The following is a 23,135-nucleotide window of genomic DNA, read 5'->3' as shown; positions in this document are numbered from 1 at the left end:
TTTTCCCGCTACGATGCGAGGTTGCGGATCACATATTGCAGAATGCCGCCATTGCGGAAGTAGTCGAGCTCGTCCGCCGTATCGATGCGAACGAGGACTTCGACATCCTTCACATCGCCATTGGCGAATTTGATCGACGCCGTGACATTGGCGCGCGGCGTGATCTTGTCCACATTGTGGATGGTGACTTCCTCGTCGCCGGTGAGGCCAAGGCCGTCCCATGAATCGCCTTGTTTGAACTGCAGCGGCAGGACGCCCATACCGATGAGGTTCGAACGGTGAATGCGCTCGAAGCTTTCGGCGATGACAGCGCGCACGCCGAGAAGGATCGTTCCTTTCGCCGCCCAGTCGCGTGACGAACCGGTGCCGTATTCCTTGCCGGCGAAAACGACGCTGGGCGTTCCCGCCGCTTTGTATTTCATCGCGGCGTCATAGATCGGCATGGTTGCGCCCGTGGGCACATATTTGGTGACGCCGCCTTCCGTGCCGGGAACCATCTGGTTCTTGATGCGGATATTGGCGAAGGTGCCGCGCATCATCACCTCGTGGTTGCCGCGGCGTGAGCCGTAGGAATTGAATTCCTGCACAGGCACCTGATGCGCTTTCAGATATTCGCCGGCCGGACCGTCTTCCTTGATGGAACCTGCTGGCGAGATATGGTCGGTTGTGATGGAGTCGCCGAAAAGGGCTAGAACCCGCGCGCCAGTGATAGGCTCCACCGGTTTCGGCTCTTTGGTCATGCCCTCGAAATAAGGCGGGTTCGCTACATAAGTCGACGAAGGCCAGCGATAGGTCTGGCCGTCGCCGGCGTCGATCGCCTGCCATTTCGCATCGCCCTTGAAAACGTCGGCGTAGCGCGTCGCGAACATTTTCGCCGTCACATGCTCGCGCACGACTTCGGCGATTTCCTTGTTGGAGGGCCAGATGTCTTTCAGGAAGACGTCCTTGCCGTCCTTGTCCTGACCGATGGCGTCGGTGGTCAGGTTGACGTTCATGGAGCCGGCGATGGCGTAAGCGACAACCAGCGGCGGCGAGGCGAGGAAGTTTGCGCGCACATCCGGCGATACGCGGCCCTCGAAGTTGCGGTTGCCGGAAAGCACGGATGCGACCGCAAGATCGTTTTCATTGACCGCGTTGGAGATCGCTTCGGGCAGAGGACCTGAGTTGCCGATGCAGGTCGTGCAGCCATAACCGACGAGATTGAAGCCGAGGGCGTCGAGATCGTCGGTAAGTCCTGCGGCGTCGAGATAGTCGGTCACGACCTGGCTGCCCGGAGCGAGCGAGGTCTTCACCCACGGCTTAACGGAAAGCCCTTTGGCCTTTGCGTTGCGCGCCACGAGACCGGCGGCGATGAGAACCGACGGATTCGAGGTGTTGGTGCAGGAGGTGATCGCCGCGATGGTGACGTCGCCATGGCCGAGATCGAAGCTCTCGCCTTTGACGGCGAAGCGCTTCGTCGCTTCGCTTGCTTTGCCGTATTCCTTGTCGAGGGCGGCGGCGAAAGCCTGCGGCGCTTTCGACAATTCAACGCGGTCCTGCGGGCGTTTTGGCCCGGCGAGCGAAGGCACGACTTTCGACAGATCGAGTTCGAGCGTGTCGGTGAAGACCGGGTCGGGCGTATCTTTCGAGCGCCACATTCCCTGTTCTTTCGCGTAGGCTTCGACCAGCGCCACGCGCTCATCCGTGCGGCCCGTCGCTTTCAGATAGCGCAGCGTCTCCTCGTCGATGGGGAAGAAGCCGCACGTCGCGCCATATTCCGGCGCCATATTGGCGATGGTCGCCTGATCTTCGAGGGCGAGATGGTCGAGGCCCGGGCCGAAGAACTCGACGAACTTGCCGACGACGCCCTTCTTACGCAGCATTTCGGTGACGGTAAGCACGAGGTCGGTCGCGGTCGCGCCTTCGGGCAGCTTGCCGGTCATCTTGAAGCCGATGACTTCCGGGATCAGCATCGATACAGGCTGGCCGAGCATCGCCGCTTCCGCTTCGATGCCGCCGACGCCCCAGCCGAGAACCGAGAGCCCGTTGACCATGGTGGTGTGGCTGTCCGTGCCCACCAGCGTATCGGGATAGGCGTAGGTCTCGCCTTTGTATTCGGCGGTCCAGACTGTCTGCGCCAGATATTCGAGATTGACCTGGTGGCAGATGCCGGTGCCGGGCGGGACGACGCGGAAATTGTTGAACGCGCCCTGACCCCATTTCAAAAATTGATAGCGCTCGGCGTTGCGCTCATATTCGCGGTCGACGTTTTTCTTGAAAGCGTCAGGTCCGCCGAAATAGTCGACCATCACCGAATGGTCGATGACGAGATCGACCGGCGCCAGCGGATTGATCTTTTCCGGATCCTCGCCAAGCGTTTTCATGGCGTCGCGCATGGCGGCGAGGTCGACGACAGCCGGAACGCCGGTAAAATCCTGCATGAGAACCCGCGCCGGACGGTAGGCGATTTCCCGCGTCGACTTGCCGGACTTCAGCCACTCGGCGAAGGCCTTGATGTCGTCAACCGACACCGAACGGTCGTCCTCAAAACGCAGAAGGTTTTCCAGAAGCACTTTCAGGGAGAAAGGCAGGCGGGAAATGTCGCCGATATGTTTCGCCGCCTCGGCGAGGCTGTAATAGGCGTAGCTTGCGCCGCCGGCGGAAAGCGTTTTTTTGGTTTTCAGGGAATCGCGTCCGGGTATCATCAAGTTCCTCCGATCTGAGCATTTTCAAGCGAAGCGGTTCCGGTTCGCGTGAAGAAAATGCGACAAACTAAAATCACGGCCGTTTGACCCGAACGGCCCGAAAAGGCTAGAAATTCCGCGCCGTTATGGCGCAACGCAACATGGCTTGCAATGGCGTGCGACATTCTCGGGGCCGCCATGGTCGCGACAAATTTCGAACTATGTTATCAGCATCGAAAAGCAGGGATTTTCCCCGCTTTTCGCCCGATCCGTTTGTCTCACAGGGAGCCTAGCGTCCATGCCTCGTCCGTCCTTACCTCTTGTTCTCGCCTCGCTTTCCGCCCTCGCCGCCGGGTTTTCCCCAATCGGCGCCGCGGCCCAGCAGCCGGAAGCCAAGGCGACCTATCGGGACTGGAGCGTTTTCGTACGCGAGACCGACGGGGACAAAATCTGCTTCGCGGCGACCGAGGCGGCGGACAAATCGCCCAAATCCGTCAATCACGGCGACGTCTTTTTCCTGATCGCCACCTGGAAGTCCGGCGCCGCGAAAGAGCAGCCGAGCCTGATGACCGGCTACGCGATGAACACAAAGCCTGAACCGACGCTGCGGATCGGGTCGGACAAATGGGAAATGTACTCTTCCGAGAATGAGGCTTTCATAGAGGCGGCGAGCGAGGAGCAGCGCCTCATCCGCGCCATGCGCCAGGGCGCCGACATGCGCATTAGCGCGGTCTCTTCGCGCGGCACGGCGACGAGCTATGTGATTTCGCTCCGCGGCGTTTCCGCAGCCCTCGACCGCGCCAAGGAAGAGTGCCGCTAGGCCTCGCGCCGTCACTATAACGCTCCCGGATTTGCTGGGGTTGAGACGAGTCTGGCGCCATTTGGCGTTTTCTGCTCCGGCGATGATCAACGCTTTGCTCCTTCCAAACTCTGCAGCCCGCCCGGATGCGCGCAGCGCGCGAGGTCCGGCGGTTTAATCCGCATACGTCTTAATGGCCGATGCTTGCAGGTTTTTGCATTCGGACCGGCTGCGATCATATGCGATGCTGGAAGGTGGTGGATAACTATTCACCAACATAGGGAAATATTGAAGAATTCGCTCTATGAGTGTGTTTTTCGCCTCATAAGGGCGGGGTTCTGAGCAGCAATTAACATGCGCCTCGCCACGGCTTGACAGTGGCGTCCATCACCTGAACGCTCATCATGCGTTGCGTTTGTGTCGAGGGCTGGGGCTCGTCCCCACGGTCGTGCCGTGGGAAGGCGGCGAGACGGGAAGGAAGGCGCCTCTATGGCGCGTCCCGCATCGCCGGCACGAATTTCGTTTTCATGGTGACGAGTTCCTCGGCGATCGTCGGGTGCAGCGCCACCGTGTCGTCGAAATCCTTTTTCGTAAGGCCCGCTTTCACGGCGATGGCGACGCACTGGATCATTTCCGCCGCGTCCTCGCCGACGATGTGGCAGCCGAGAACGCGGTCCGTGTCGCCATCGACCACCAGTTTCATCATCACGCGCTCGCCGGATTCGGTGAGGATATGTTTCATGGACCGGAATTCGGTTTTGTAGATGTCCACAGTCTTGAATTCATGGCGCGCTTCATGTTCGGCGTAGCCGACAGAGCCTACGGGCGGCTGCGAAAAGACGGCTTTCGGAATGAACCGGTAATCGGTCGTCGTCGGGTTATCATTATAGAACGTTTCCGCGAAGGCTGCGCCCTCGCGGATCGCGACCGGCGTAAGATTCACTCTGTCCGTCACATCGCCCACGGCGAAAATGCTCGGCACGGAAGATTGCGACTGGTCGTTGACCTTGATCGCGCCGTTCTTGTCGAGTTCGACGCCGGCGTTTTCGAGACCGAGATTCCGGGTTACGGGTTTCCGGCCCACCGCCCAGAAAACGCATTCGGCGTCCACATGCACGCCGGTCGAGAGGTGAACGCGCTTTTTCTTTTCATCCAGCTTTTCGATCTTCTCGAAGATCGCCTGGGTGATGACGCGGATGCCCTGGCGCTGCATTTCCTTGTGAACTTGCGTCGATACGTCGGCGTCGAAATAGCGAAGGATGTCTTCACCGCGATAAACCAGCGTCACGTCTGCGCCGAGCCCCTTGAAGATACAGGCGAACTCGATCGCGATGTAGCCGCCGCCGGCGACGACGACGCTTTTCGGCAATTCCTCCAGATGAAACGCCTCGTTCGAGGTAATGCCGAGTTCATGCCCCGGCACGGTTTCATCGACCCAGGGCGCGCCGCCAACGGCGACAAGGATGCGTTCGGCGGTGACGTCGCGATCTTCCGCTTCGAGATGCACCGTATGGGCGTCCTTGATGATGGCGCGCGACTGGAAGATTTCCGCGCCGGCGTTCTTCAGATTGCGTATGTAAATGCCGTTGAGGCGGTCGATCTCATTGTCCTTGTTGGCGATCAGCGTCGCCCAGTCGAAGGAGACATTCTCCGCTGTCCAGCCATAGCCTTTGGCGTTCTGGAAATCGTGGCCGTACTCACTTGCGTAAACGAGATATTTTTTTGGCACGCAGCCGCGAATGACGCAGGTTCCGCCGACGCGATATTCTTCTGCGACGCCGACTTTCGCGCCATAGCTTGCCGCAAGCCGCGAGGCGCGCACGCCCCCGGAACCGGCGCCGATGGTGAAGAGATCGTAATCGTAATTGGACATGGGAGGCCTTACTGTTCTGGGACGAAGCCGATGCGGGTTTCAAAACGCTTGTCGTTGAATTCCAGCACTTCAAGCTGAAACGTGTTCAAAAATTCGCGATAGATCGCTTCAAAGACGGGTTCGAGCTTGCCCTCATAATCGAGCGGAACGCGGATGACCGGCTGCTGCGCCACGAAGATATCGAAACTGTCGCCCGTGACTTCAATGGAAAGCGCGGTTCGGAGCCAGAGCGCGCCGGAATCCTCCATATTCTTCACGGTCAGCGCGACGCCGAACTGGACGGGTTCGAGCACGATCACCTCGCGGTGGCGATAGCTGAAGGCCTCCTCGCCGTAATCCTTGCGCGGATCGAACGGCCCTTCGGGCGGCACGGCGGTCACGCATCCTTGCGCGCAGCCGAGAAATTCCGGCAGGCCTTTGACAACGGCCTCGCCAAGACCCTTGCAGCGCAGGAGATTCTCGAAGGCCGCGGCGCCGTAGTCGCGAATGGCGTCCTGCAGTTTTTGGAAACGGGTGGTCATGGGCTCCGGTCCTGATAGGGATGCAACTTAACCCCTGGCCCAATGAGCGCAAACATGAAACGGGAAGTCAAACAAGCGCTCACAGGGTTGCGATGCTGATCCCGTCCTCGTCGCCATAGACGACCATGTCGGCCATGCCGCAGAAGAGCCCGCTTTCCAGAACGCCGGGAATAGCGGCGAGGGCCTTTTCGAGGGCGGAAGGGTTTTCGATGCGGCCGAGCTTGCAGTCGATGATGAGATTGCCGCCATCTGTTTTGACGGGCGCGCCGTCGCGCGCGCGAAGCTCCAGCGGCGCGCCGTCGAAACCCTGTTCCGCCAGAACGCGGCGCATGGCGGAAACGGTGAGCGCCCAGGAGAAAGGCGAGATTTCGACGGGGAGGGAAAAGGCGCCGAGCGCGGCGACGCGTTTCGACTTGTCGGCGATGACAATGAACTTTTTCGCCGCATGCGCGATGATTTTCTCGCGCAACAGCGCCGCGCCGCCGCCCTTGATGAGATTGAGCGCGGGGTCGGCTTCGTCGGCGCCGTCGACGGCGAGATCGATGATCGTAGTTTCGTCAGGCTCGATGATCGTGACGCCGAGACTTTCCGCCTGCCGGCGCGTCGCTTCGGAGGTGGGCACGCCGCGCAAATCCCAGCCTTCGGAAACCAGCCTGCCGACAATGTCGACGAAATGCGCCGCGGTGGAGCCTGTGCCGAGGCCGAGCGTCATGCCGCGCTCTATATGTTTCGCGGCTTCTTCTGCGGCGCGTTTCTTGCCGGCGTCTTTGTCCATCGTCTCTTCCTGTTACTTTTTGCCTTTGTGGCTTTCGTGAAAGCGCGCGGCCCAGCCCTTGATCGCCGTCTGCCGTCCGCGGGCGACAGCGAGATCGCCGGGCTCCACATCTTTCGTCACCACGGAGCCGGAGCCCACATAGGCGCCGTCGCCGATAGAGACAGGCGCGACAAGCGATGAGTTGGACCCGATAAAGGCGCCTTTGCCGATTTTGGTCTTGTGCTTGTTATAGCCGTCGTAATTGCAGGTGATGGTCCCGGCGCCGATATTGGCCTCCGCGCCCACCTCCGCATCGCCGATATAGGTTAGGTGCGAGACTTTCGCGCCGTCGCCGATCACCGCTTTCTTGATCTCGACGAAATTGCCGACCTTGGCGCCGGGTTTCAGGTCTGCGCCCGGGCGCAGCCGTGCGAAAGGTCCCGCGCTCGCGTTTCCGGCGACATGCGCGCCCTCAAGATGGGAAAAGGGTTTGATTTCGGCATTGTCGGCGATGATGACGCCCGGACCGAACACCACATGCTGGCCGATGACGACGTCTTTGCCGATCTTGGTGTCGTATGAAAAATAAACCGTCGACGGATCGGCGAGGGTGGCGCCGCCTTCCATCGCGCCTTTGCGCATGCGGTTCTGGAACACCGCTTCCGCTTCCGCAAGTTCGACGCGCGAATTGACGCCGAGCACTTCATCGGCGCTGGCCTCAATGACGGCGCAGCTTTTGCGGTCCTTGCGGGCGAGCGCCACAATGTCGGTGAGATAATATTCTTTCTTGGCGTTCTTGTTGCCGATGTCTTTCAGGCGCTTTTGCAGGAACGCCGCATCGATCGCCATGACGCCGGAATTACATAGGGTGATTTCAAGCTCTTCTTCGTTGGCGTCTTTGGCCTCAACGATGGCGGCGAGAGAGCCTTTATCGTCAAGCTTCAAGCGTCCATAGGCGCCGGGATCCTCCGGACGGAAACCGAGCACGGCGACGGCGGCGCCTTTTGCGATTTCTCGGGCGAGGGCGGAGAGCGTCGCCGGCGTCACCAGCGGCGTGTCGGCGTAGAGGACGAGCACGGCCCCCGAAAATCCCTCGAGCGCCGGCAGCGCCTGCAGCACCGCATGGCCGGTGCCCTGCGGGGGCGACTGGACCGCGACGGCGACGCCGTCTCTCAGCGATTGTGCAAACGCGCCGACCTCCGGCGCGTGATCGCCGATGACGACCGCCATGCGTTCGGGCGAAAGCGCAGCTGCGGCGTCGATGACATGCGCGATCATTTCGCGGCCGCCGATTTGGTGCATGACCTTCGGCAGCGCCGATTTCATCCGCGTGCCGTGGCCGGCGGCGAGAATCACGGCGGCGGTTTTTTGCTCTTTCATTACCCGGTCTTCACTCTTAAGTCGCGGTCTCGTCTATCATGGGGCGGGCGAACCGGCCTATGGGTCGCGCCGGAATTGGCGCGATTCGGCTATAAAAGATGCGTAGAGGAAAAAACAGGCGGGGCTATGGCGGAAGACCTTAAGGGCGCGGCGCTGCTCTTCGATCTCGACGGCACCCTCGTGGATACGGTGGACGACCTTGCCGCCGCCATGAATCACGCCCTCGCCGAGGCGGGGCTCGCCGCCGTGCCGGTCAGCGGCGTCCGCCATCTTGTGGGGCACGGCGCCCGGCGGATGCTCATGCAGGGCTACGAAATCAGCGCCGGCCGCGCGGCGGAGACCGAAGAGCTCGATCTCGCGCTCTCCCGGTTTCTCGATCACTATCAGGCGAATATCGCGGTCCACTCCCGGCCCTTCGACCATGTCATCGAAATGATCGAGGGGGTTCTGGCGCGAGGCGCCCGCGCCGCCATCTGCACCAACAAGCGTGAGGCGATGGCGCGGCTTCTGATCGAAACCTTGGGGCTATCGTCGCTGTTTGACGCCATTGTGGGCGGCGATACGGCCGAGGCGGCGAAACCAGACCCGGCGCCGGTTCGCCTCTGTCTCGAAAAGACAGGTGCAGAGCGCGCCGTTTTCATCGGCGACAGCGATACCGATATCCGCGCCGCAAAGGCTGCGAACCTGCCGTGTTTCATTGCTGATTTCGGATACGGCCCGACAACCCTCGCCGCGGAGGCGACGGTGTTTTCGGATTACCGCCAGGCGTCTCGATTGATCGAAGCGGCGCTCAACGCCTAGCCCGCCTCTGCGCCCGCCATCATCTTTGTCGGCATGCCGTTGATCATGTTGGAGCGCACATCGGTGCGCGCCGAGCGCATGGTCGAGACGAAGCCTTCGTCCTTCATTTCCACCACGACATCAAAGCCGCGTTTGCGCCAGAAATCCTGTATTTTTGCTGCGAGACGGTTCGCGCCGTCTTTGTCGCACAGGTCAGTCATCTCACTACCCCGATCTATGCATTGAACGTTTCCACGGCGGTGAGGATATAAGGCAAACTGATTTTTTCAAGCCTTATCCAAATATTTTTTATACCAGTCAGTTTACATGAAAAACCGTTATATTCTTACATGTTGAGGGGTAACAGGTGCGCCTCCCAGCCTGACTGCGAAATTTTATAGCGCGAATAGGTCAAATAATATAAGATAAACTTATAAGATGGGAGAGAGCTTATGGAGCTTCCGCAGACAGAGGCCGCAGCCCGGTCGATCGGCGAACGCATTCGCCAGGCGCGCAAGTCGCGCAGCATGAGTCAATCCGATCTGGCGCTTAAAGTGGGGGTCAGCCAGCCGGCCATCGCCAACTGGGAAAGCGGGGTGCACGATCCGCGGCGCCTTACTTTGGCGAAGCTCGCCGACGCGCTCGACGCGCCGCTCGACTGGCTCGCCGCAGGGGACCGATCGTCGGCGGAAAGCGACAAACACGCCGCCGCCGCCTATATCCGCCGGCCGGTGCGCCATGTGCCGGTGATCTCGCTGCGCGCCGCATCGCTCCTGGCGCAGGACGCAAACGCCGACCCGCATGTGATGGCGGAGGACTATATTCCGGTGACGATCGGGCCGGCGAAGCTTTTTGCGGTGTTCGTCAACGATCCTGCGGTGGATCTCGCCTTTTTGCCCGACACTGTGGTGGTCATCGATTACGAGGACCGCATGCCTGATGACGGCGACTTTTGTCTCGCGCATGTCAATGAGACGCCGATCCTGCGCCGGTGGCGCGGCGGGCGGGAAGGGGCGGCGCGGCTCGAACCCTGCTCAAGCGAGGACGGCCATCCCGTGATTGCGGTGACGCGCGCCGTTTCGGTGATCGGCTGCGTGCGGGTTTCGATCCGCGTGCATTGACCAGCGCGCGGTCTAACCGTCAGGCTGCGGATTTTTCATAGAGGGCGAGCGTAGCGGGAAGGGCGCGGTGCGCTTCGCGAAAATGATCCGCAGCGATTTTACATAATATCGTGAGCTCTTTTTGCGACGCGCCTGCGCGCGCGGAGACTTCGATCGCTGCGCAAGCCTCCCCCAGGGCCCTGGCGCCCACATTGACGCTCATGGATTTCAAGGCGTGGGCGGCCTTTGCGAGCTGCGCCTTGTCGCCGCTTTTCAAGGTTGCAGCCAGCCGCCGCAAACCGTCGCGCGAATGCTCTTCGAAGAGCCGCAGGGCGCGCACCGGCAAATTGCCGTTCGCTGTCTGCATCGCCGCAATCTGGTCGAGCACTGCAGGGTCGAACGCGTGGTTTGCTGCCGGGGGGTTGCGGACTTCGCTATCGGCGTTGGTCAGCGTTTCCGTCGCGTCGGTTGCGCTATCGGCTGCAAAATGTTCGCCGGCTTCAAGATGTTTCGAAAGAACGGCGCTCAGCGTGTCGAGCGTAAAAGGCTTTGTGAGGTAATCGTCCATTCCCGCTTCGCGCCAGGTGTTTTCCTTGCCGGCGACATGGGCGGTAAGGGCGATGATCGGAACGGCCATGCGCCCGGCGTGCTTCTCAAAGGCGCGGATGGCGATGGTGGCCTCGAAACCGTCCATTTCAGGCATGGAGCAATCCATCAGCACAAGATCGAATTCCTGCGCTTGCGCGAGAGCCAGCGCCTCCTTGCCGTTTCCGGCGAGCGTCACTTTGAGATTAAGGCGGGCAAGCGCTTCCTGAACCACTTCGCGGTTCACTGCGCTGTCGTCGGCCGCCAGCACATGCTGGCCTTTGAAAAGCATGTGGCCGGCGCTCGCGGTCTCAGTGTTGGCGAGCGCCGCCTTGCCGCGCAGCTTGTCATCGAAAATGCGGCCGATCTGCGCCATGACCTCTTTACGCGAAAGCGGGGCGAGAAGAATGTCTTCGACAACGCCGCTTTCAACGAGTTCGTCGGGCGTCGTGTCCCCAAGCTCGCAAACGCAGATGCGCGCCGGGATCCATTGCGCTTTTCCTTCGCTGATCGTTTGCTGATAGACGTGATAAAATTGCGGTGAGGCGAAAATCATGTCGGCGCAGGCGATATGCGGGCCGAAATCGCCGCCTTTCTCGACAATATGCGGAATGACCCCGCTTTCGCGCAAATAAAGCGCCAGCATTTTCGGCGCGGCGTCTCCGTCAATGGCGACAACGGCGCGCTTTTCATCCTCCGCCTTGCGGATATAAGGCGGCGGAGCGAGTTGCCTCGTTTTCATGGTGAAGAAAAAGCGCGAGCCTTTTCCCGGCTTGCTCGTCAGGCCGATGTCGCCTTGCATGCCTTCCACCAGCTTGCGGCAGATGGCGAGGCCAAGTCCGGTCCCTCCATAACGCCGTGTTGTCGTTTGATCGGCCTGCGAAAAGGCTTCGAAAATCGCCGCCTGCTTGTCCTTGGCGATGCCGACCCCGGTGTCGGAAACGGAAAACTCAAGCGCGCATGCGTCCTTCGTGCTCGCGCCGTTTGCGGATTTCATGGACACCGCAACGACAACATGACCTTCCTCGGTGAATTTCAGCGCATTGTTGACGAGATTTGACAACACCTGGCTGATGCGGACGGGATCGCCTTCGATCACTTCCGGCGTGTTCGCCGCCACATAGGCGGCGAGGTCGATGCCTTTCGATGCGGCGCGCTCCCAGAACAGGCTGACCACATCGTCAAGGATATCCGCAGGGCGAACCGGAATGCTTTCAAGCTCAAGCCGGCCCGCCTCGATTTTGGAAAAGTCGAGGATGTCGTTGATGATGGCGAGAAGACTCTGTCCGGACTTGGCAATGACTTCTGCGTAGCGCTTGTGGCGCGGGGCGAGCCTGGCTTTGCTCAAGAGGTCAGCCATTGCGAGCATGCCATTCATCGGCGTACGGATTTCATGGCTCATGGTCGCCAGAAAATCCGACTTCGCCATGTTCGCCGCTTCTGCAGATTCTTTCGCTTTGCGCATTTCCTCGGTGCGCTGCTCCACGGTTTTTTCAAGCGTGCGCTGGTGTGTCTGCAGCTCGGTGTCGCGCTCCTGAATATGGTCGAGCATCGTGTTGAATGTATCGACAAGCTGCGCGATTTCCTCGTCTTCGACCTTTTTTGCGCGCACGGAAAAATCTCCGGATTCGCGGACCCGGCTCATAACGCGGGCAAGGCTAAGAATCGGATCTGTAATGGTGCGCTGCATCTTAAGGGCGATCAGAACGCCGATGCCGCCTGCGAAAACGGCGACGACAAACGCATCGTACAAAAGCTGACCGATGCGTTCGGAAAGCGACTTGGTATTGGCGTGCAAGGTCAGATGGGCGATCGTTTCGCCGCCGCGAATAATCGGCACGGTGGCGGTCGCGGACCGCGATGTCAGCATGCCGAGCGCGGTGTTTTCGGCGAACAGCTTGAGCCCGTCATTGGAGACGGCGGTGGCGCTGCCGAGTTCGACAAAGGTCGCCATTCCCGGCAATTCGACCCTGACATATTCGATGCTCGGAATGTAGGATATGGCGCGGAGCGCGTTCAGCGTCGCCGTCTTGTCTCCGTTATAGACAGGTTCCGAAATGGCGGTCGCGAAGATATTGGCTGAGGCGTAAAGCTCGGCGCGCTTTCCCGCGCCGAACTGGCTCATTTCGCGTAACACGGAAGAGGCGGTCGCGATCGCAACCGCGCCAAAAATGGCGACGATCACGAGCGTGGTTAATCGGCTGCGCAGGGTTTGCTTGCGCTTCGACATCTTAATAAAGCCTCTTCCCCGCGATGCTGCGAGGCCCCGACATTCCCCGGAATTGCTTGAAATTTACTTTCTCCGGACCGGGCGGGGGGACGTAGAAAGCGCTTGTTAAGATAATCTTGCGTTAATAAGGCGTCGGCCGCCTATGGCGCGCCGTAAGCGGGAGAATTGGTCGTCGTGGGCGCCGAACGGAAAATCATACTCGCTGATGATGACGCCATCATGCGCGAGCTTGCCAGTGCAAAATTGCTGGAAGCCGGATACCAGGTCGTGACCGCTGTAAACGGTGCGGAAGCCCTGAGTCTTCTAAAAACAGAAGGCGCGGACATGGTTATCTCTGACCTCGACATGCCGGTGATGAACGGCTTCGAACTGACGGAGGCTATCCGCAGCGATGATGAGGTCGGGGAAACGCCAGTGATGGTGATCACCGCAAGCGATCGCGGCGATGCGGTGGATCGCGCCTTTGCGGCTGGCGCCACGTCGTTCCTTGCAAAGCCCATGAACTGGTCGCTGTTCCACCATGCGGTAAAGTTCGTGCTGCGCGCTCATGATGACCGCAAGGCGCTTCGCGCCGCACGCGATCAGGCCGAAGCCGGCGCGAAGTTTAAAGATAGCTTGATGTCGGTGATGAGCCATGAACTCAGGACGCCGTTGAACGCGATCATCGGCTTTGGCCAGATCATCGCCGATCAGTTCTCCAAACAGAATGACAATCTTCACCGCGAATATGCTGATTACATCGTCGATGGCGGGCGTCGGCTGTTGAATTCCGTCTCGGACATGCTGCTCGCGTCGGATGCGCGGTCCGGTCCGATCGCCATTAACGAAACCGATGTGACCCTTGGCGTCTTGGTGGACGATGCGCTCGCAGGGGTGGAAAAGACGTTGCGCCTCGCCAATGCAGATGTTTCCGTGAAACTGTGTTCGCGAGATCTGGAAGTCTGCTGCGACAGGGCGCTCGTGTCTCGCGCCATTCGCAAGCTGGTGGATAACTCGATCAAATTCGGTCCGCGCGGCGTTGAGATTGTTCTCGGCGCCGCCATCACCCGGCAAGGCGGGCTCGCCATTATGGTCAAAGACAACGGTCCTGGCATGAAAGCCGAGCGGATTGAGGAGCTGACGGCGCCTTTCGCCCAGCTCGACATGTCCCTTCAGCGCTCCCGCGAGGGCCTTGGGCTCGGCTTGCCTCTGGTGAAAGTCATCGCCGCCGCCCATAACGGCTCTTTCCGCATCGACTCAAGGCCTGGCGAAGGGGCGAGGGCGATTATCATGCTGCCGAAGTCGCGGATTGTGACCAGCCTCGCAGCCGAGACGGGCGGCGGCGAGAGCGGAAAACGAGTCGCTTGACCCTCAACGCCAAATGCGTATGAACAGACTTCCTCAAGCCAGCCGTCCAGGCGGCTTAGGCGAGGGCGCGTAGCTCAGCGGGAGAGCACTACGTTCACACCGTAGGGGTCACTGGTTCAATCCCAGTCGCGCCCACCATCATTTGCCTCGCGGCGAATTGCTTCGCAATCGCCTTCGGCGGGGCGGCCTGACCGGCCGGGCCGCGGTCGCGGCCTTTAGATGATGGGTTCAAACTTTCGTCACTCGCGCCCACCACCCAAGTGAGCAATATTATTGGCCCTATTTTTCCTGGTGCTTGCTTCAAAATATGAAGCGCAACTTGCTGAAGCCATCAAAGCAGGCGAACTCGACGTGTCCTCAAATAGTGCCGCAGGGGCCCGTAGAGTGCAGCTACCGTAAACCAAGCCCACCGGGATTCATTAGCCCTGCGGGATCCAGAATGTCTTTAAAGCTGACCAATGTTTGCCACGCGGCATCCGACTGCAACGCGGAACGATAGTCGTAATATTTGCCAATTTGAAAATGATAGGGATGAAGGGCGTCCACCCGTTCAACGAGCCTGCGTCGCAGGTCCAGCGCAAAGTCACGGCTGTTTTTGTTCTCGGGTTTGGACTCAAATTCGGCGCGACGTTCAGGCGACAGTTGCGCCATGCGCAGCGCGCTCGGCCTATCGTTCCAGTACAGAATGGGCTCCATGCCGAACCCGCCTTTGCTGGTAAGGAACAGCCGCGTCCATGTCACGCCATGGGCGCTCATGGCGGCCTCGTTTTCGGAAAAGAAACCTTCGACCGCGTTCAGCAGCGCTTCGCTTTGCGACAATACAACGCCGCAATTCGTGGGAATGGTGCACTCTCCATCGACCCCGATCATCAGCCGCTCAATGGGCATGTAGGGTTGTGCGCGAAAGGCCACGCCGAGCGACGAGGGCAGTTTAATCCCTCCATGGCGGCGCATTACGGCGCCCGCATCGCGCGCCATTTTGTCTGCGGTCGCTTGATCATAGGCGTCGATAACGCCGAAGGTCGAAAACGGCCATTTGAGAAGATATTTGAAGCCCCCGGGCCGGGCGAGCGCGGCAAGCGAGGACAGCGCGCGCAGTTTCGACCGCGCCGACTGCATGACTTCGCGCCCCACGAGTTTCGCTTCGTCAGCGGCGGGTTTGAGGCTTGCAAAGAGCCGGTGATGATAATGGCTGAAAGCCATGTTGCTCGCCATCACGTCAAGCTTTTCGACCTCGCAAAGCGCGCGCACGAGCTTGCGGGAGTCGGAAAAGCCGTAGCAGACGAACGCGACGCCGCCCGGCTTTGGCTGAAGTCGAAAAACCGCCTTTGTCTTGATCCCGAAAACGCCCGCGTCATGCGTGAAGACGCCGGTGAGATCGGGGCCATAGCTGCGCAGCACCGGGTGTTGTGGATTTGTGGCGAGGGCTCCTGTCAAAATGACGCTGCCGTCTCCGAGCACCGCTTCAAGGCCCATCAGGTCGTCGGTGATGTCGCCGCGTCCATGCCCCGTGGCGTTGTTGCCAAGCCCGCCGCCAACGGTCGCCGCGATGCCCGACATGGTGCCCATACATCCGATGCGCAGGCCCGTCGGACGCAAGGCCTCGTGAACCTGCGCCCAGGTGGCGCCCGGTTCGATCTCGATGAGACGGTCGTCCGCGCGAATCCGGATCGCCTTCATATCGGTCATGTCGAGAACCGCCGTGTTCTCGTCGCGCGGAACATAGCCAAGCGTATAGGACATGCCCCCGCCGCGGGCTGTCAGTGCGACGCCGGTTTCGGCGGCGGCGCGAATGATGGAAGAGACGTCTTGTGTCGTCCTGGGGCGGATGACGGCGATTGCGGTGCTCAGTTCGATCTCACTGAAATCGGTTGAGTAAAGCCGGCGCGCCGCCATATCCGTCGAAATACGGTTTTTGCCGAGGATGTTTTCAATGCGCGCGAAGAAAGATGCTACATCCGCGCGCCGGGCGGCGGCCGGCGCTGCGCCGTCATTATTGGTCATGCGGACCTCCCGTCCCAGTGGCCAGCCGTGCGCCATAGTCTTCGCGTCAGTCATCGAATGCAGGAAGACCGACAATGAACAGTTCAGTTTCCAATTCGGCACTTAGTCGCGTTTCTTTGCCGCGCAGAACGCGCCACGCCGACAAGGGACCGTAAATGTCGCCATCGGCCCCGCCTTCGCCGCTCATGACGGTGACCACCAATGGGCGGTCCGGCGCCTTCAGAACAAAGTCAACGCCGGCGCCGACCCTGATCATGCGGATTTCGGCGCCGCGTTCATTGAAGCGGCCCAGGCTTTTCTCCGCGACGCCATCGCTTCCGCGCATCGGCACATAGTCGAAACTTTGCGGATCCATGATGACAGGAGCGAGATAACGAGGCTTGCAGTAACGAACCTCTTTGCCGTTCACATACTCCCAGACAGCTTCATAACCGTCCTGATTGCGCTTTCCCTCGCGGCCCTCGCCCCACACGAAAACACCATCATGGAAAGAGCCTTTGGACTGCAGTTCCTTGGCGCCGGCGCGAAGCTGGCGCTGGCTCATATAACCCTGACCGCTGGGGCCGGCGAATTGGAGAAGCAGCGTTTCCGATCCGTCGCTTCCCTTTTGCTGATAGTGCACACCTTCGCAAAAATAGGCGACCGTGCCTTCTTTCTGAATATGGTTGGGGCCGTATTGCATCTCGCCCTTCAGAACGTACCGGATCTGTTCGAAGTTATGACGATGGCGCGGGGTTTTATACTCGTCCTCGGTCGTGACGACTGTCAGGATGAAGTTGTCTTTGGTTCCTTCCTCGCCCACGAGAAGATGTTCGAAAGCGATGCCCTCGTTCCGGTGCGCCGAGGCGCCCTCCCGTTGCGCGTTGCTGCGATGAGCAATTGCCAATATAGCCTCCAGTTATAGGGCCGCTGTCCCAAAGGGAGTCAGCTGCGTACACACATCAAAAAGTCGGCAAGAGAATGTAAGCAATCTCGGTCGGTGCAGCGGCGGCGATAACCGCATCTTCTTCGCTATCCATCGCCGCCGCACAGCCTGCCTTGAAAACATTTCGCGCAATGACGCCTTCGCCCGATAGGAAAAAGTAAAGAGCGTTGGGCGCGCAGGAATGCGTCGCTTTCTCGGCAAGTTTTAAGAACCCGACCTCTGTTGCGCATTCTGTAAAGGCGCCGACGCGTCGCTTTTTGACACCGTTTTCATTGGAAGAGACCCAGTTGTAGTGATCGACATCGGCGATAATGGGAGTGCGATAGCGGGGTTTGGGATAGGCCAGCTTCCTGCCGCGCATCCGCTCCCAAATCGCCTCATAGGCGTCCTTGTTGTGTTTGGCGCCTGTTTCATCACGCCAGGTGAAGACGCCGTTGGCAAAAACGCCTTCCTCGCCAAGCGTCTTGAAGCCGGCTTCAAGCTCATCGTAGTTCAAGAAGCCCGCGCCGCTTGGGCCGCCTCCCTGAAAGAGCAGCGTTACGGAGCGCCCGATGGCCCGTTGCTCGTAATAGACGCCTTCGGGAAAGTATCCGACCGTTCCTTGCTGCTGGATCTCATCTCTCGCACGCCCATATCCGAACGCGCCTTCGAGCATGTAGCGAAGCTGATCGAAATTATGCCGGTGGCGCGGGGTGGTGTAATCGCCGTCCATGAGCACCAGGCTCAGTTCATAATTGTCAGGCCGGTCCGCTATCCCGGTCAGCAACCGTTTGTTCATTGCAGAACCCGGGCGATGCTGGGAAAATGGCCGCCAATCAACTGCGTGTGAGTCTACTAGTCGCATCCAAATCCTCGGGATAATTGTCAGACAATATTTTGTGAACGGAACCTAACAAGGTCAAATATGAGTGTCAATTCGGTTCATGAAGCCGCGAATTTCCTTCGCGAAGGCATCCGGGAGGGCAAATTCGCCCCCGGGCAGCGACTTATTGCGCGGGAGGTCGCCGACCTCACGGGGGGCGGTGTCGGCTCCTTCCGGGAGGCGCTTGTCCGGCTTGCAGGGGAGGGACTGGTGACGCTGCATCCCAATCGCGGCGCCGCCGTGCGCAAGCTGGACCGGGATGAGGTTCGCGAAATCTATATCGTGCTTGAGGCGCTTGACTCGGCGGCGGCCCGGCGATGCGCGCAACGCGCCGGCGCAGGGGAGTTGAATGTAGGCGCGCTGGAGAGCGCGGCGGCTTCGCTTGATCACGCATGCAGGCTGGGCCGCGTGTCGGCCTATCATGCAGCCCGCTGTAGCCTGATGGATTTACTACGCAGGCAAAGCGGCGCCGCCCGCATCGGCGAGCTTGCCGAAGCGCCGAGCGTGCAGATTTCCAAGCGGGAAAACGAAAGCCAGCTCACAAAGGATGCGATCGCTTCGTCGAATGAAGAGATGCAAGGCGTCATCTCCCATATTCTTGCAGGCGAAGGCCAAAAGGCCGAACGCGCCATGCGCGCGCATGTAAAACGGATTGGAAAACTTGTTCTCGAAAGCATGCCCGTCACTGCGCGCGCACGCTAGTCAATCTTGATACGGACGAGCTTGGGAATGATGTCGACGCCCGGAATGGGCGCATACAGCCCGCCATCGGTCACGACGTAGAGGACGGTCCCTTCCGGTGTTTCAGCCAAGGCTGCGCTTGTCGGACCGATTATGCCGTCACCTGCATCGGCGACCACTTCTTCCACGCCGCGTTTCGTCACCTTCAGCACGGAGTTGAAAGGATGGGTGGTGATGTAGGCGGCTCCGTCGTCGTCGATGGCGAAATCATCGCCCGGCGCTCCGTAAGCGATCAGTTCCGCATCGCCGGCGTCGCCATTCCTGCGGATCGGAATGCGCACATAGGCCGACGTGTCCGAAACCGTCACATGGACGAAATCGTCTTTCACTTTCAACCCGTTCGGGCCGGGGAGATTGCCGATATAGGGGCGCCGGCGAACCAGATCGCCGTCCGCCCAGACCGCGGCTTGCGATGCGCCCGGGCGCCATTGCCAGACGGCGCCGCTGGAATCCGCGATATACACCCGTCCCATGTCATCGATGTCCACGCCGTTCGGAATTGCATCCGGCGGCATCGCCGCGACGACGCGGGCGGCGCCATCCGGACCCAGGCGCCACAGGCCGTGATGGGCCGCGGTTTTTGATTGCACCGTGATGTAAATCGCGCCGTCCTTGTCTCTGGCGATGCACATCGTTCCTTGTTGAGTGGCCGGATCCGATGCAAAGGGAAGCGATGCATAGGTTTCGATGCGCCCATCGGGTGCGACGGATAATATCTTGTTGTCGAATAACATCGTCAGAAGAAGGCTGTCCTCGCCGTTATTGATAAGCCCTTCCGGAAACGCTCCGGGTTCGAACCGCATCACTTCCTCAACGGCCGCGTCCGCCAATGGAGCTTTCGCGGGAAAAGGCATGGTCAGTTGCCTCAACAACCCGACCTTGTCGATTAAGCCGCGACGCGACGTGATCCGATTGTCTTCGACCGTGAAAAAATCCATGGCCTCGACCGTCACTGGAATCGGCGGTGGCGGATATCCCAGCAAATCGCTTGCGGCGACGCCGCGGATGGTCCTGCTTATGGCGATGACCCCGGCTTTTGCTTGGGTAATGTTGAGCTCGACAACCGCGCCCGGCAAGGCGGCGTGCAATTCATTCAACTGGCGCAACAATCCGCCGTCGCCGAGAAAGTCTTCCGACTGGTCAACAAAATCTTCGGCGAGAAGTTGCGAAAGCCCAGCGGCGTCGTTATCGGCGAGCGCCGCGCCGATTCTGCTGGCGACACTGGCGTCTTGCGCCTGCGCAGAACCGAGCGAAAAACCGGCTGCTAATGCCAGCGCAAGGGCGGGGTGAAGGAATTGTCTGACAATCATTCGGTGAGGCTATCCTTATCCAGCCGTCACCGTCAATGCCAATGTTTATTGAAAGAAGCTGTCGTCGTAACTTTCGATTTGTTGTTGCGAACGTCCGATATGGGCTCGCATCAAAAGCTCGGCGTCATAGGCGTCTCCGCGCAACACGGCGTTGAGGATCGCACAGTGGTCGGCATGCGATATGGCGATATTGTCGAGATCGAAAACCTGCTTGAATTGAAGACGCAAAATACGCGTGTTCAATCGTGCGGCGATCTCTGCAATGAAAGGATTGCCGCTTTCATCGACAAAAAAGTCGTGAAGGTCGCCATTCAGTTCAATATAGCGCTTGATGTCGCCCTTGCTTTTCGCGGCGCTCAATTCGTCGCTCAACCCGCGCAGAGAAGTTCTTCCATTTTCGCTTAGATGGTGGGTGGTAAGGCGCACGGCGAGCCCCTCAATCACCTGACGGACCTGGTAGATGGAGGTGACGTCTGCGCGGGTAAACCTACGCACCCGCGCTCCGTAATGGTGGCGCGTCTCGATCAACCCCTCGGCGGTAAGCCGCCGAATAACCTCTCTGATCGTACTGCGTCCGACGCTGAATTGTTCGGTCAGCTCCGCCTCAATAAGTCGCTGGCCGGGCGTGAACTCGCCATCATATATTTTATGGCGCAGCCAGGAGGCGACGCGCTCCACCGAAGAAGGCTGTTCAGCACTCGGCGCAGGTTTCACTTCTTCAGCTTTTGGCAAGCGTCCTCCACAACCTTGTGGCGTTTTAATATTCGCGGTGAGGAGTACCATGGGCCTGCCGAATGGCGCAACGTCCGTCCGAAGCGTCTTAGCCATCCGCCCTCGCGAGATGCACGCAAAAGAGGCGAGCCATCGGCCCGCCTCTTTGCTCTCTCGGGTGCGACGAGGTTAGAAACGCACAGTCATCTGGGCGCCGATTTCCCTCGGCTCGTTCGGAATCGCAATGACGAGTCCGGTCGCCGCGGAAACGTCGAAGCCGTTGGCGACGAAAGCTTCATCGGTGAGGTTCTTGCCATATATGGCGAGCCCGAACTGGCCGCTTTCGGAAGTCCAGCCTAGGCGAGCATTCAGAAGGCTGTGCGCCCGCTGGCGCAATGACGGCGTATTGCGGACGTCAGCGAAACTTTCATCGACCCAGGAGTAATCAATGCGGGCGAGAAATTCTCCGATCCGCGTGGGCAGAATGTATTCCGCGGATGCCGTCGTTGACCATTCCGGCGTTTTCGGCAGTTGCGTATCGAGCGTGATGCCGGTGATAGCCTGCTGCGTTTCCTTGTATTCCGCGTTGAGATAGCCAACGGACCCATAAAGGCGGAACTGCTCCGTCACGAGGACGGTTGCATCGGCCTCGATGCCCCAAATCTCGGCGCTGCCCACATTGTCGATCACCTGAACTGTCTGCGCGCCGACGACATCATTCGCCTGGAGCTGCATGTCGGAATAATCATAGAAGAAGGCGGCGGTGTTCAAACGAAGCCGTCCATCGGCAAGGTCCGCTTTGGATCCGATTTCATAGGCCCAGATCTTTTCCGGATCGAACGGGCGCTGTGCGACCGTCGGATTGGCGGGGCGCGCGTTGAAGCCGCCGGCTTTGTATCCGCTTGAGACTGTGCCGTAAAAGAGCACCGAATCGGACGCTCGATAACTGAGCGTGAAACGCGGTGAGATATCGGTCCAATCTGTCTCGATTGTTGTTTCCGGGACGGTTGGGAAGCCGGTGAAGAGCGCCGTCTGGCTGTAGGCGTAATCTTTCTTGTCGTAAGTCAGCCGCCCGCCTGCGACGAATGTCAGCCTGTCTGTGATATCCAGCTCAAGTTCCGCGAAGGCTGCGTAGGAACTGGCGTCGACGCGCGGATTGAGGACGCCTGCAATGTCGAAACCGAAATTGACCGGATTTCCCGCGCCGCCGGCGCAGATATCCATGGGGCCCATCGGTGGGCAGGTGCTGGTCGGCAACGCCGGGATCAGCGGCGCGGGCAGCATCTCAAGAGCTTGGTAAAGACCGGGGGCGAGGTCGACGGTCCAGAGGCTCGCGGCCTCTTCATGGAAGAAATAAAGACCGGCGGTGTAACGCAAGTTTTCAGAAAAAAGATTGCCGAAGATGTTGAACTCCTGGCTCACTTGCCATTGTTCGTCCCGGTAATCGAGCTGACCAAAATCCACCGGGGAACTGTCATTGTCCCGCTGGTTGCGCGAAGAAAATTGCCGGTAGGCCGAAATAGACCGGATTTGCGTCGCGCCGAAATCGTGATCGATGTTAAGGGAAACGCCGCCCCCCTTATAATTCACGGCGTTGGAGCCCGTTGCGAAACTCAGGCGCAGATCTTGCGTTTCGAATGCGCCACTGAGCGGCGTCATGTTCGGAATGCCGACCAGATTGTTCCACAAAAGGGCGAGATTGGCCGGTTCATTGAAGACTGGAATGCCGATGTTCGCGTCGGCGTCGATATTGGTATAATCAAGCGCCAGCAGCACGTCTGTCGCCTCGGAGGGCGTGTAAAGGAATGTGCCGCGTGCAACGATCGTTCCTTCGTCGCCGACTTTCCGGTCTCCGTCATAGGGCAGGCGCACAAAGCCTTCTTGATTGCGTGTGGAGATGGAAAAGCGGCTAAGGAAGTTTTCGCTAAGCGGAATATTGATGCTGCCGTCAAAGTTGATGCGTTCGTCTTCGCCGACGGTGAGGGCGCCAAAGCCGCCAAACTCTGTATCCGGACGTTTGGTCGTGACGTTGATCGCGCCGCCCATCGTGTTCTTGCCAAAAAGCGTTCCTTGCGGGCCTTTCAGAACTTCAACCCTGTCTATATCGGCAAGCTCCATCACGGCGCCTTGAACGCGTCCGAAGAAAACGCCGTCCACATAAAGGCCGACGCCGGGATCGGTAGTGGGCGCATAATCGAGCTGGCCGACGCCGCGAATATAGAATGTCGCATTCGCGGCGCCGCCGACATCGGTGGTGCCGGCTTCGAACTTCGCGTTGGGAATGAAGTTGCCGAGATCAACCATGTCGAACATGTTGCGGCGTTCAAGCTCGGCGCCGCTGACTGCTGTGATCGCAACAGGCACGTCTTGCAGGCTTTCTTCTTTCTTGCGCGCCGTCACCACGATCTCATCGAGACCGCTTGGCTGTATGGCGAATGCCGGCGGCGCCGCGGTGAGCCCTGCCGCCATAGCGAGCGCTGCCGTTGTTTTTGTACGCTTCATCTCCAGATCCCTCCCGGAAAAACCTTTGTTTATGAGCCAGTTACGCCT

18 protein-coding genes and 1 tRNA gene are annotated in these 23,135 nt (G+C 59.6%); 6 read left to right on the top strand and 13 right to left on the bottom strand.

Annotated elements, in window-relative coordinates; translation table 11 throughout:
- Positions 1–8: 8 nt before the first annotated feature.
- The gene (acnA, locus tag ACQY5P_RS09665; protein WP_428410538.1) at positions 9–2,684 is read right to left on the bottom strand and encodes an aconitate hydratase AcnA; all 2,676 of its coding nucleotides are present in this window, start codon (positions 2,682–2,684) and stop codon (positions 9–11) included.
- A 277-nt stretch (positions 2,685–2,961) separates the two neighbouring features.
- On the opposite strand from acnA, the gene ACQY5P_RS09660 reads away from it, so the two are divergent.
- The gene (locus ACQY5P_RS09660; protein ID WP_428410537.1) at positions 2,962–3,483 is read left to right on the top strand and encodes an invasion associated locus B family protein; all 522 of its coding nucleotides are present in this window, start codon (positions 2,962–2,964) and stop codon (positions 3,481–3,483) included.
- Positions 3,484–3,949: 466 nt separating this feature from the next.
- Here ACQY5P_RS09660 and gor read toward each other — a convergent pair whose 3' ends face one another.
- From gor to glmU, 4 genes are all read right to left on the bottom strand, one after another.
- Positions 3,950–5,335, bottom strand: a complete 1,386-nt coding sequence (gor, locus tag ACQY5P_RS09655) for a glutathione-disulfide reductase (RefSeq protein ID WP_428410536.1) — start codon at positions 5,333–5,335, stop codon at positions 3,950–3,952.
- A gap of 8 nt (positions 5,336–5,343) precedes the next feature.
- Complete coding sequence (locus tag ACQY5P_RS09650) at positions 5,344–5,856, bottom strand: hypothetical protein (protein WP_428410535.1); 513 nt, start codon at positions 5,854–5,856, stop codon at positions 5,344–5,346.
- A gap of 79 nt (positions 5,857–5,935) precedes the next feature.
- Complete coding sequence (gene rpiA, locus ACQY5P_RS09645; RefSeq protein ID WP_428410534.1) at positions 5,936–6,631, bottom strand: ribose-5-phosphate isomerase RpiA; 696 nt, start codon at positions 6,629–6,631, stop codon at positions 5,936–5,938.
- A gap of 12 nt (positions 6,632–6,643) precedes the next feature.
- Complete coding sequence (glmU, locus tag ACQY5P_RS09640; protein WP_428410533.1) at positions 6,644–7,990, bottom strand: bifunctional UDP-N-acetylglucosamine diphosphorylase/glucosamine-1-phosphate N-acetyltransferase GlmU; 1,347 nt, start codon at positions 7,988–7,990, stop codon at positions 6,644–6,646.
- A gap of 126 nt (positions 7,991–8,116) precedes the next feature.
- Here glmU and ACQY5P_RS09635 point away from each other — a divergent pair, with 126 nt between their 5' ends.
- Positions 8,117–8,791, top strand: coding sequence for an HAD-IA family hydrolase (locus ACQY5P_RS09635; protein ID WP_428410532.1), 675 nt, complete (start codon positions 8,117–8,119; stop codon positions 8,789–8,791).
- On the opposite strand, the gene ACQY5P_RS09630 is transcribed toward ACQY5P_RS09635, so the two are convergent.
- Complete coding sequence (locus ACQY5P_RS09630) at positions 8,788–8,991, bottom strand: phosphoglycolate phosphatase (protein WP_428410531.1); 204 nt, start codon at positions 8,989–8,991, stop codon at positions 8,788–8,790. The two genes, ACQY5P_RS09635 and ACQY5P_RS09630, sit on opposite strands and share 4 nt — an antisense overlap.
- A 231-nt stretch (positions 8,992–9,222) precedes the next feature.
- On the opposite strand from ACQY5P_RS09630, the gene ACQY5P_RS09625 reads away from it, so the two are divergent.
- The gene (locus ACQY5P_RS09625) at positions 9,223–9,891 is read left to right on the top strand and encodes a helix-turn-helix domain-containing protein (protein WP_428410530.1); all 669 of its coding nucleotides are present in this window, start codon (positions 9,223–9,225) and stop codon (positions 9,889–9,891) included.
- Between the two features lie 19 nt (positions 9,892–9,910).
- Here the strand turns inward: ACQY5P_RS09625 and ACQY5P_RS09620 are convergent, their stop codons facing one another.
- Positions 9,911–12,685: an ATP-binding protein gene (locus ACQY5P_RS09620; RefSeq protein WP_428410529.1), complete on the bottom strand. Its 2,775-nt coding sequence runs from the start codon at positions 12,683–12,685 to the stop codon at positions 9,911–9,913.
- Positions 12,686–12,859: 174 nt separating this feature from the next.
- Here ACQY5P_RS09620 and ACQY5P_RS09615 point away from each other — a divergent pair, with 174 nt between their 5' ends.
- Positions 12,860–14,032 (top strand): ATP-binding response regulator, encoded by a 1,173-nt coding sequence (locus ACQY5P_RS09615; protein WP_428410528.1) that lies wholly within the window; start codon positions 12,860–12,862, stop codon positions 14,030–14,032.
- A 63-nt stretch (positions 14,033–14,095) separates the two neighbouring features.
- Positions 14,096–14,170: transfer RNA gene (locus ACQY5P_RS09610), tRNA-Val, on the top strand.
- 252 nt (positions 14,171–14,422) lie between these two features.
- Here ACQY5P_RS09610 and ACQY5P_RS09605 read toward each other — a convergent pair.
- From ACQY5P_RS09605 to ACQY5P_RS09595, 3 genes are read right to left on the bottom strand one after another with little or no spacing between them, the layout of a single operon-like run.
- Positions 14,423–16,036: an FAD-binding oxidoreductase gene (locus tag ACQY5P_RS09605; protein ID WP_428410527.1), complete on the bottom strand. Its 1,614-nt coding sequence runs from the start codon at positions 16,034–16,036 to the stop codon at positions 14,423–14,425.
- Positions 16,037–16,082: 46 nt separating this feature from the next.
- Positions 16,083–16,922 (bottom strand): cupin domain-containing protein, encoded by an 840-nt coding sequence (locus ACQY5P_RS09600; protein WP_428410526.1) that lies wholly within the window; start codon positions 16,920–16,922, stop codon positions 16,083–16,085.
- Positions 16,923–16,977: 55 nt separating this feature from the next.
- Positions 16,978–17,739, bottom strand: coding sequence for a hypothetical protein (locus ACQY5P_RS09595; protein WP_428410525.1), 762 nt, complete (start codon positions 17,737–17,739; stop codon positions 16,978–16,980).
- 126 nt (positions 17,740–17,865) lie between these two features.
- On the opposite strand from ACQY5P_RS09595, the gene ACQY5P_RS09590 reads away from it, so the two are divergent.
- The gene (locus ACQY5P_RS09590) at positions 17,866–18,525 is read left to right on the top strand and encodes a GntR family transcriptional regulator (protein ID WP_428410524.1); all 660 of its coding nucleotides are present in this window, start codon (positions 17,866–17,868) and stop codon (positions 18,523–18,525) included.
- Here the strand turns inward: ACQY5P_RS09590 and ACQY5P_RS09585 are convergent.
- From ACQY5P_RS09585 to ACQY5P_RS09575, 3 genes are all read right to left on the bottom strand, one after another.
- Positions 18,522–19,874, bottom strand: coding sequence for an ester cyclase (locus ACQY5P_RS09585; protein ID WP_428410523.1), 1,353 nt, complete (start codon positions 19,872–19,874; stop codon positions 18,522–18,524). The two genes, ACQY5P_RS09590 and ACQY5P_RS09585, sit on opposite strands and share 4 nt — an antisense overlap.
- A gap of 45 nt (positions 19,875–19,919) precedes the next feature.
- Positions 19,920–20,606 carry a GntR family transcriptional regulator gene (locus ACQY5P_RS09580; RefSeq protein WP_428410522.1) on the bottom strand — a complete coding sequence of 229 codons (687 nt, stop codon included), beginning with the start codon at positions 20,604–20,606 and terminating at the stop codon, positions 19,920–19,922.
- Positions 20,607–20,774: 168 nt separating this feature from the next.
- Positions 20,775–23,087, bottom strand: coding sequence for a TonB-dependent receptor (locus tag ACQY5P_RS09575; RefSeq protein WP_428410521.1), 2,313 nt, complete (start codon positions 23,085–23,087; stop codon positions 20,775–20,777).
- Positions 23,088–23,135 lie beyond the last annotated feature (48 nt).

Origin of the sequence: Hyphococcus sp. (assembly GCF_965267305.1) — a bacterium.
In the GTDB taxonomy this organism is placed as follows: domain Bacteria; phylum Pseudomonadota; class Alphaproteobacteria; order Caulobacterales; family Parvularculaceae; genus Hyphococcus.
Note: the sequence above shows the minus strand (reverse complement) of the source record. Positions and strands in the feature narration are given on the sequence as shown.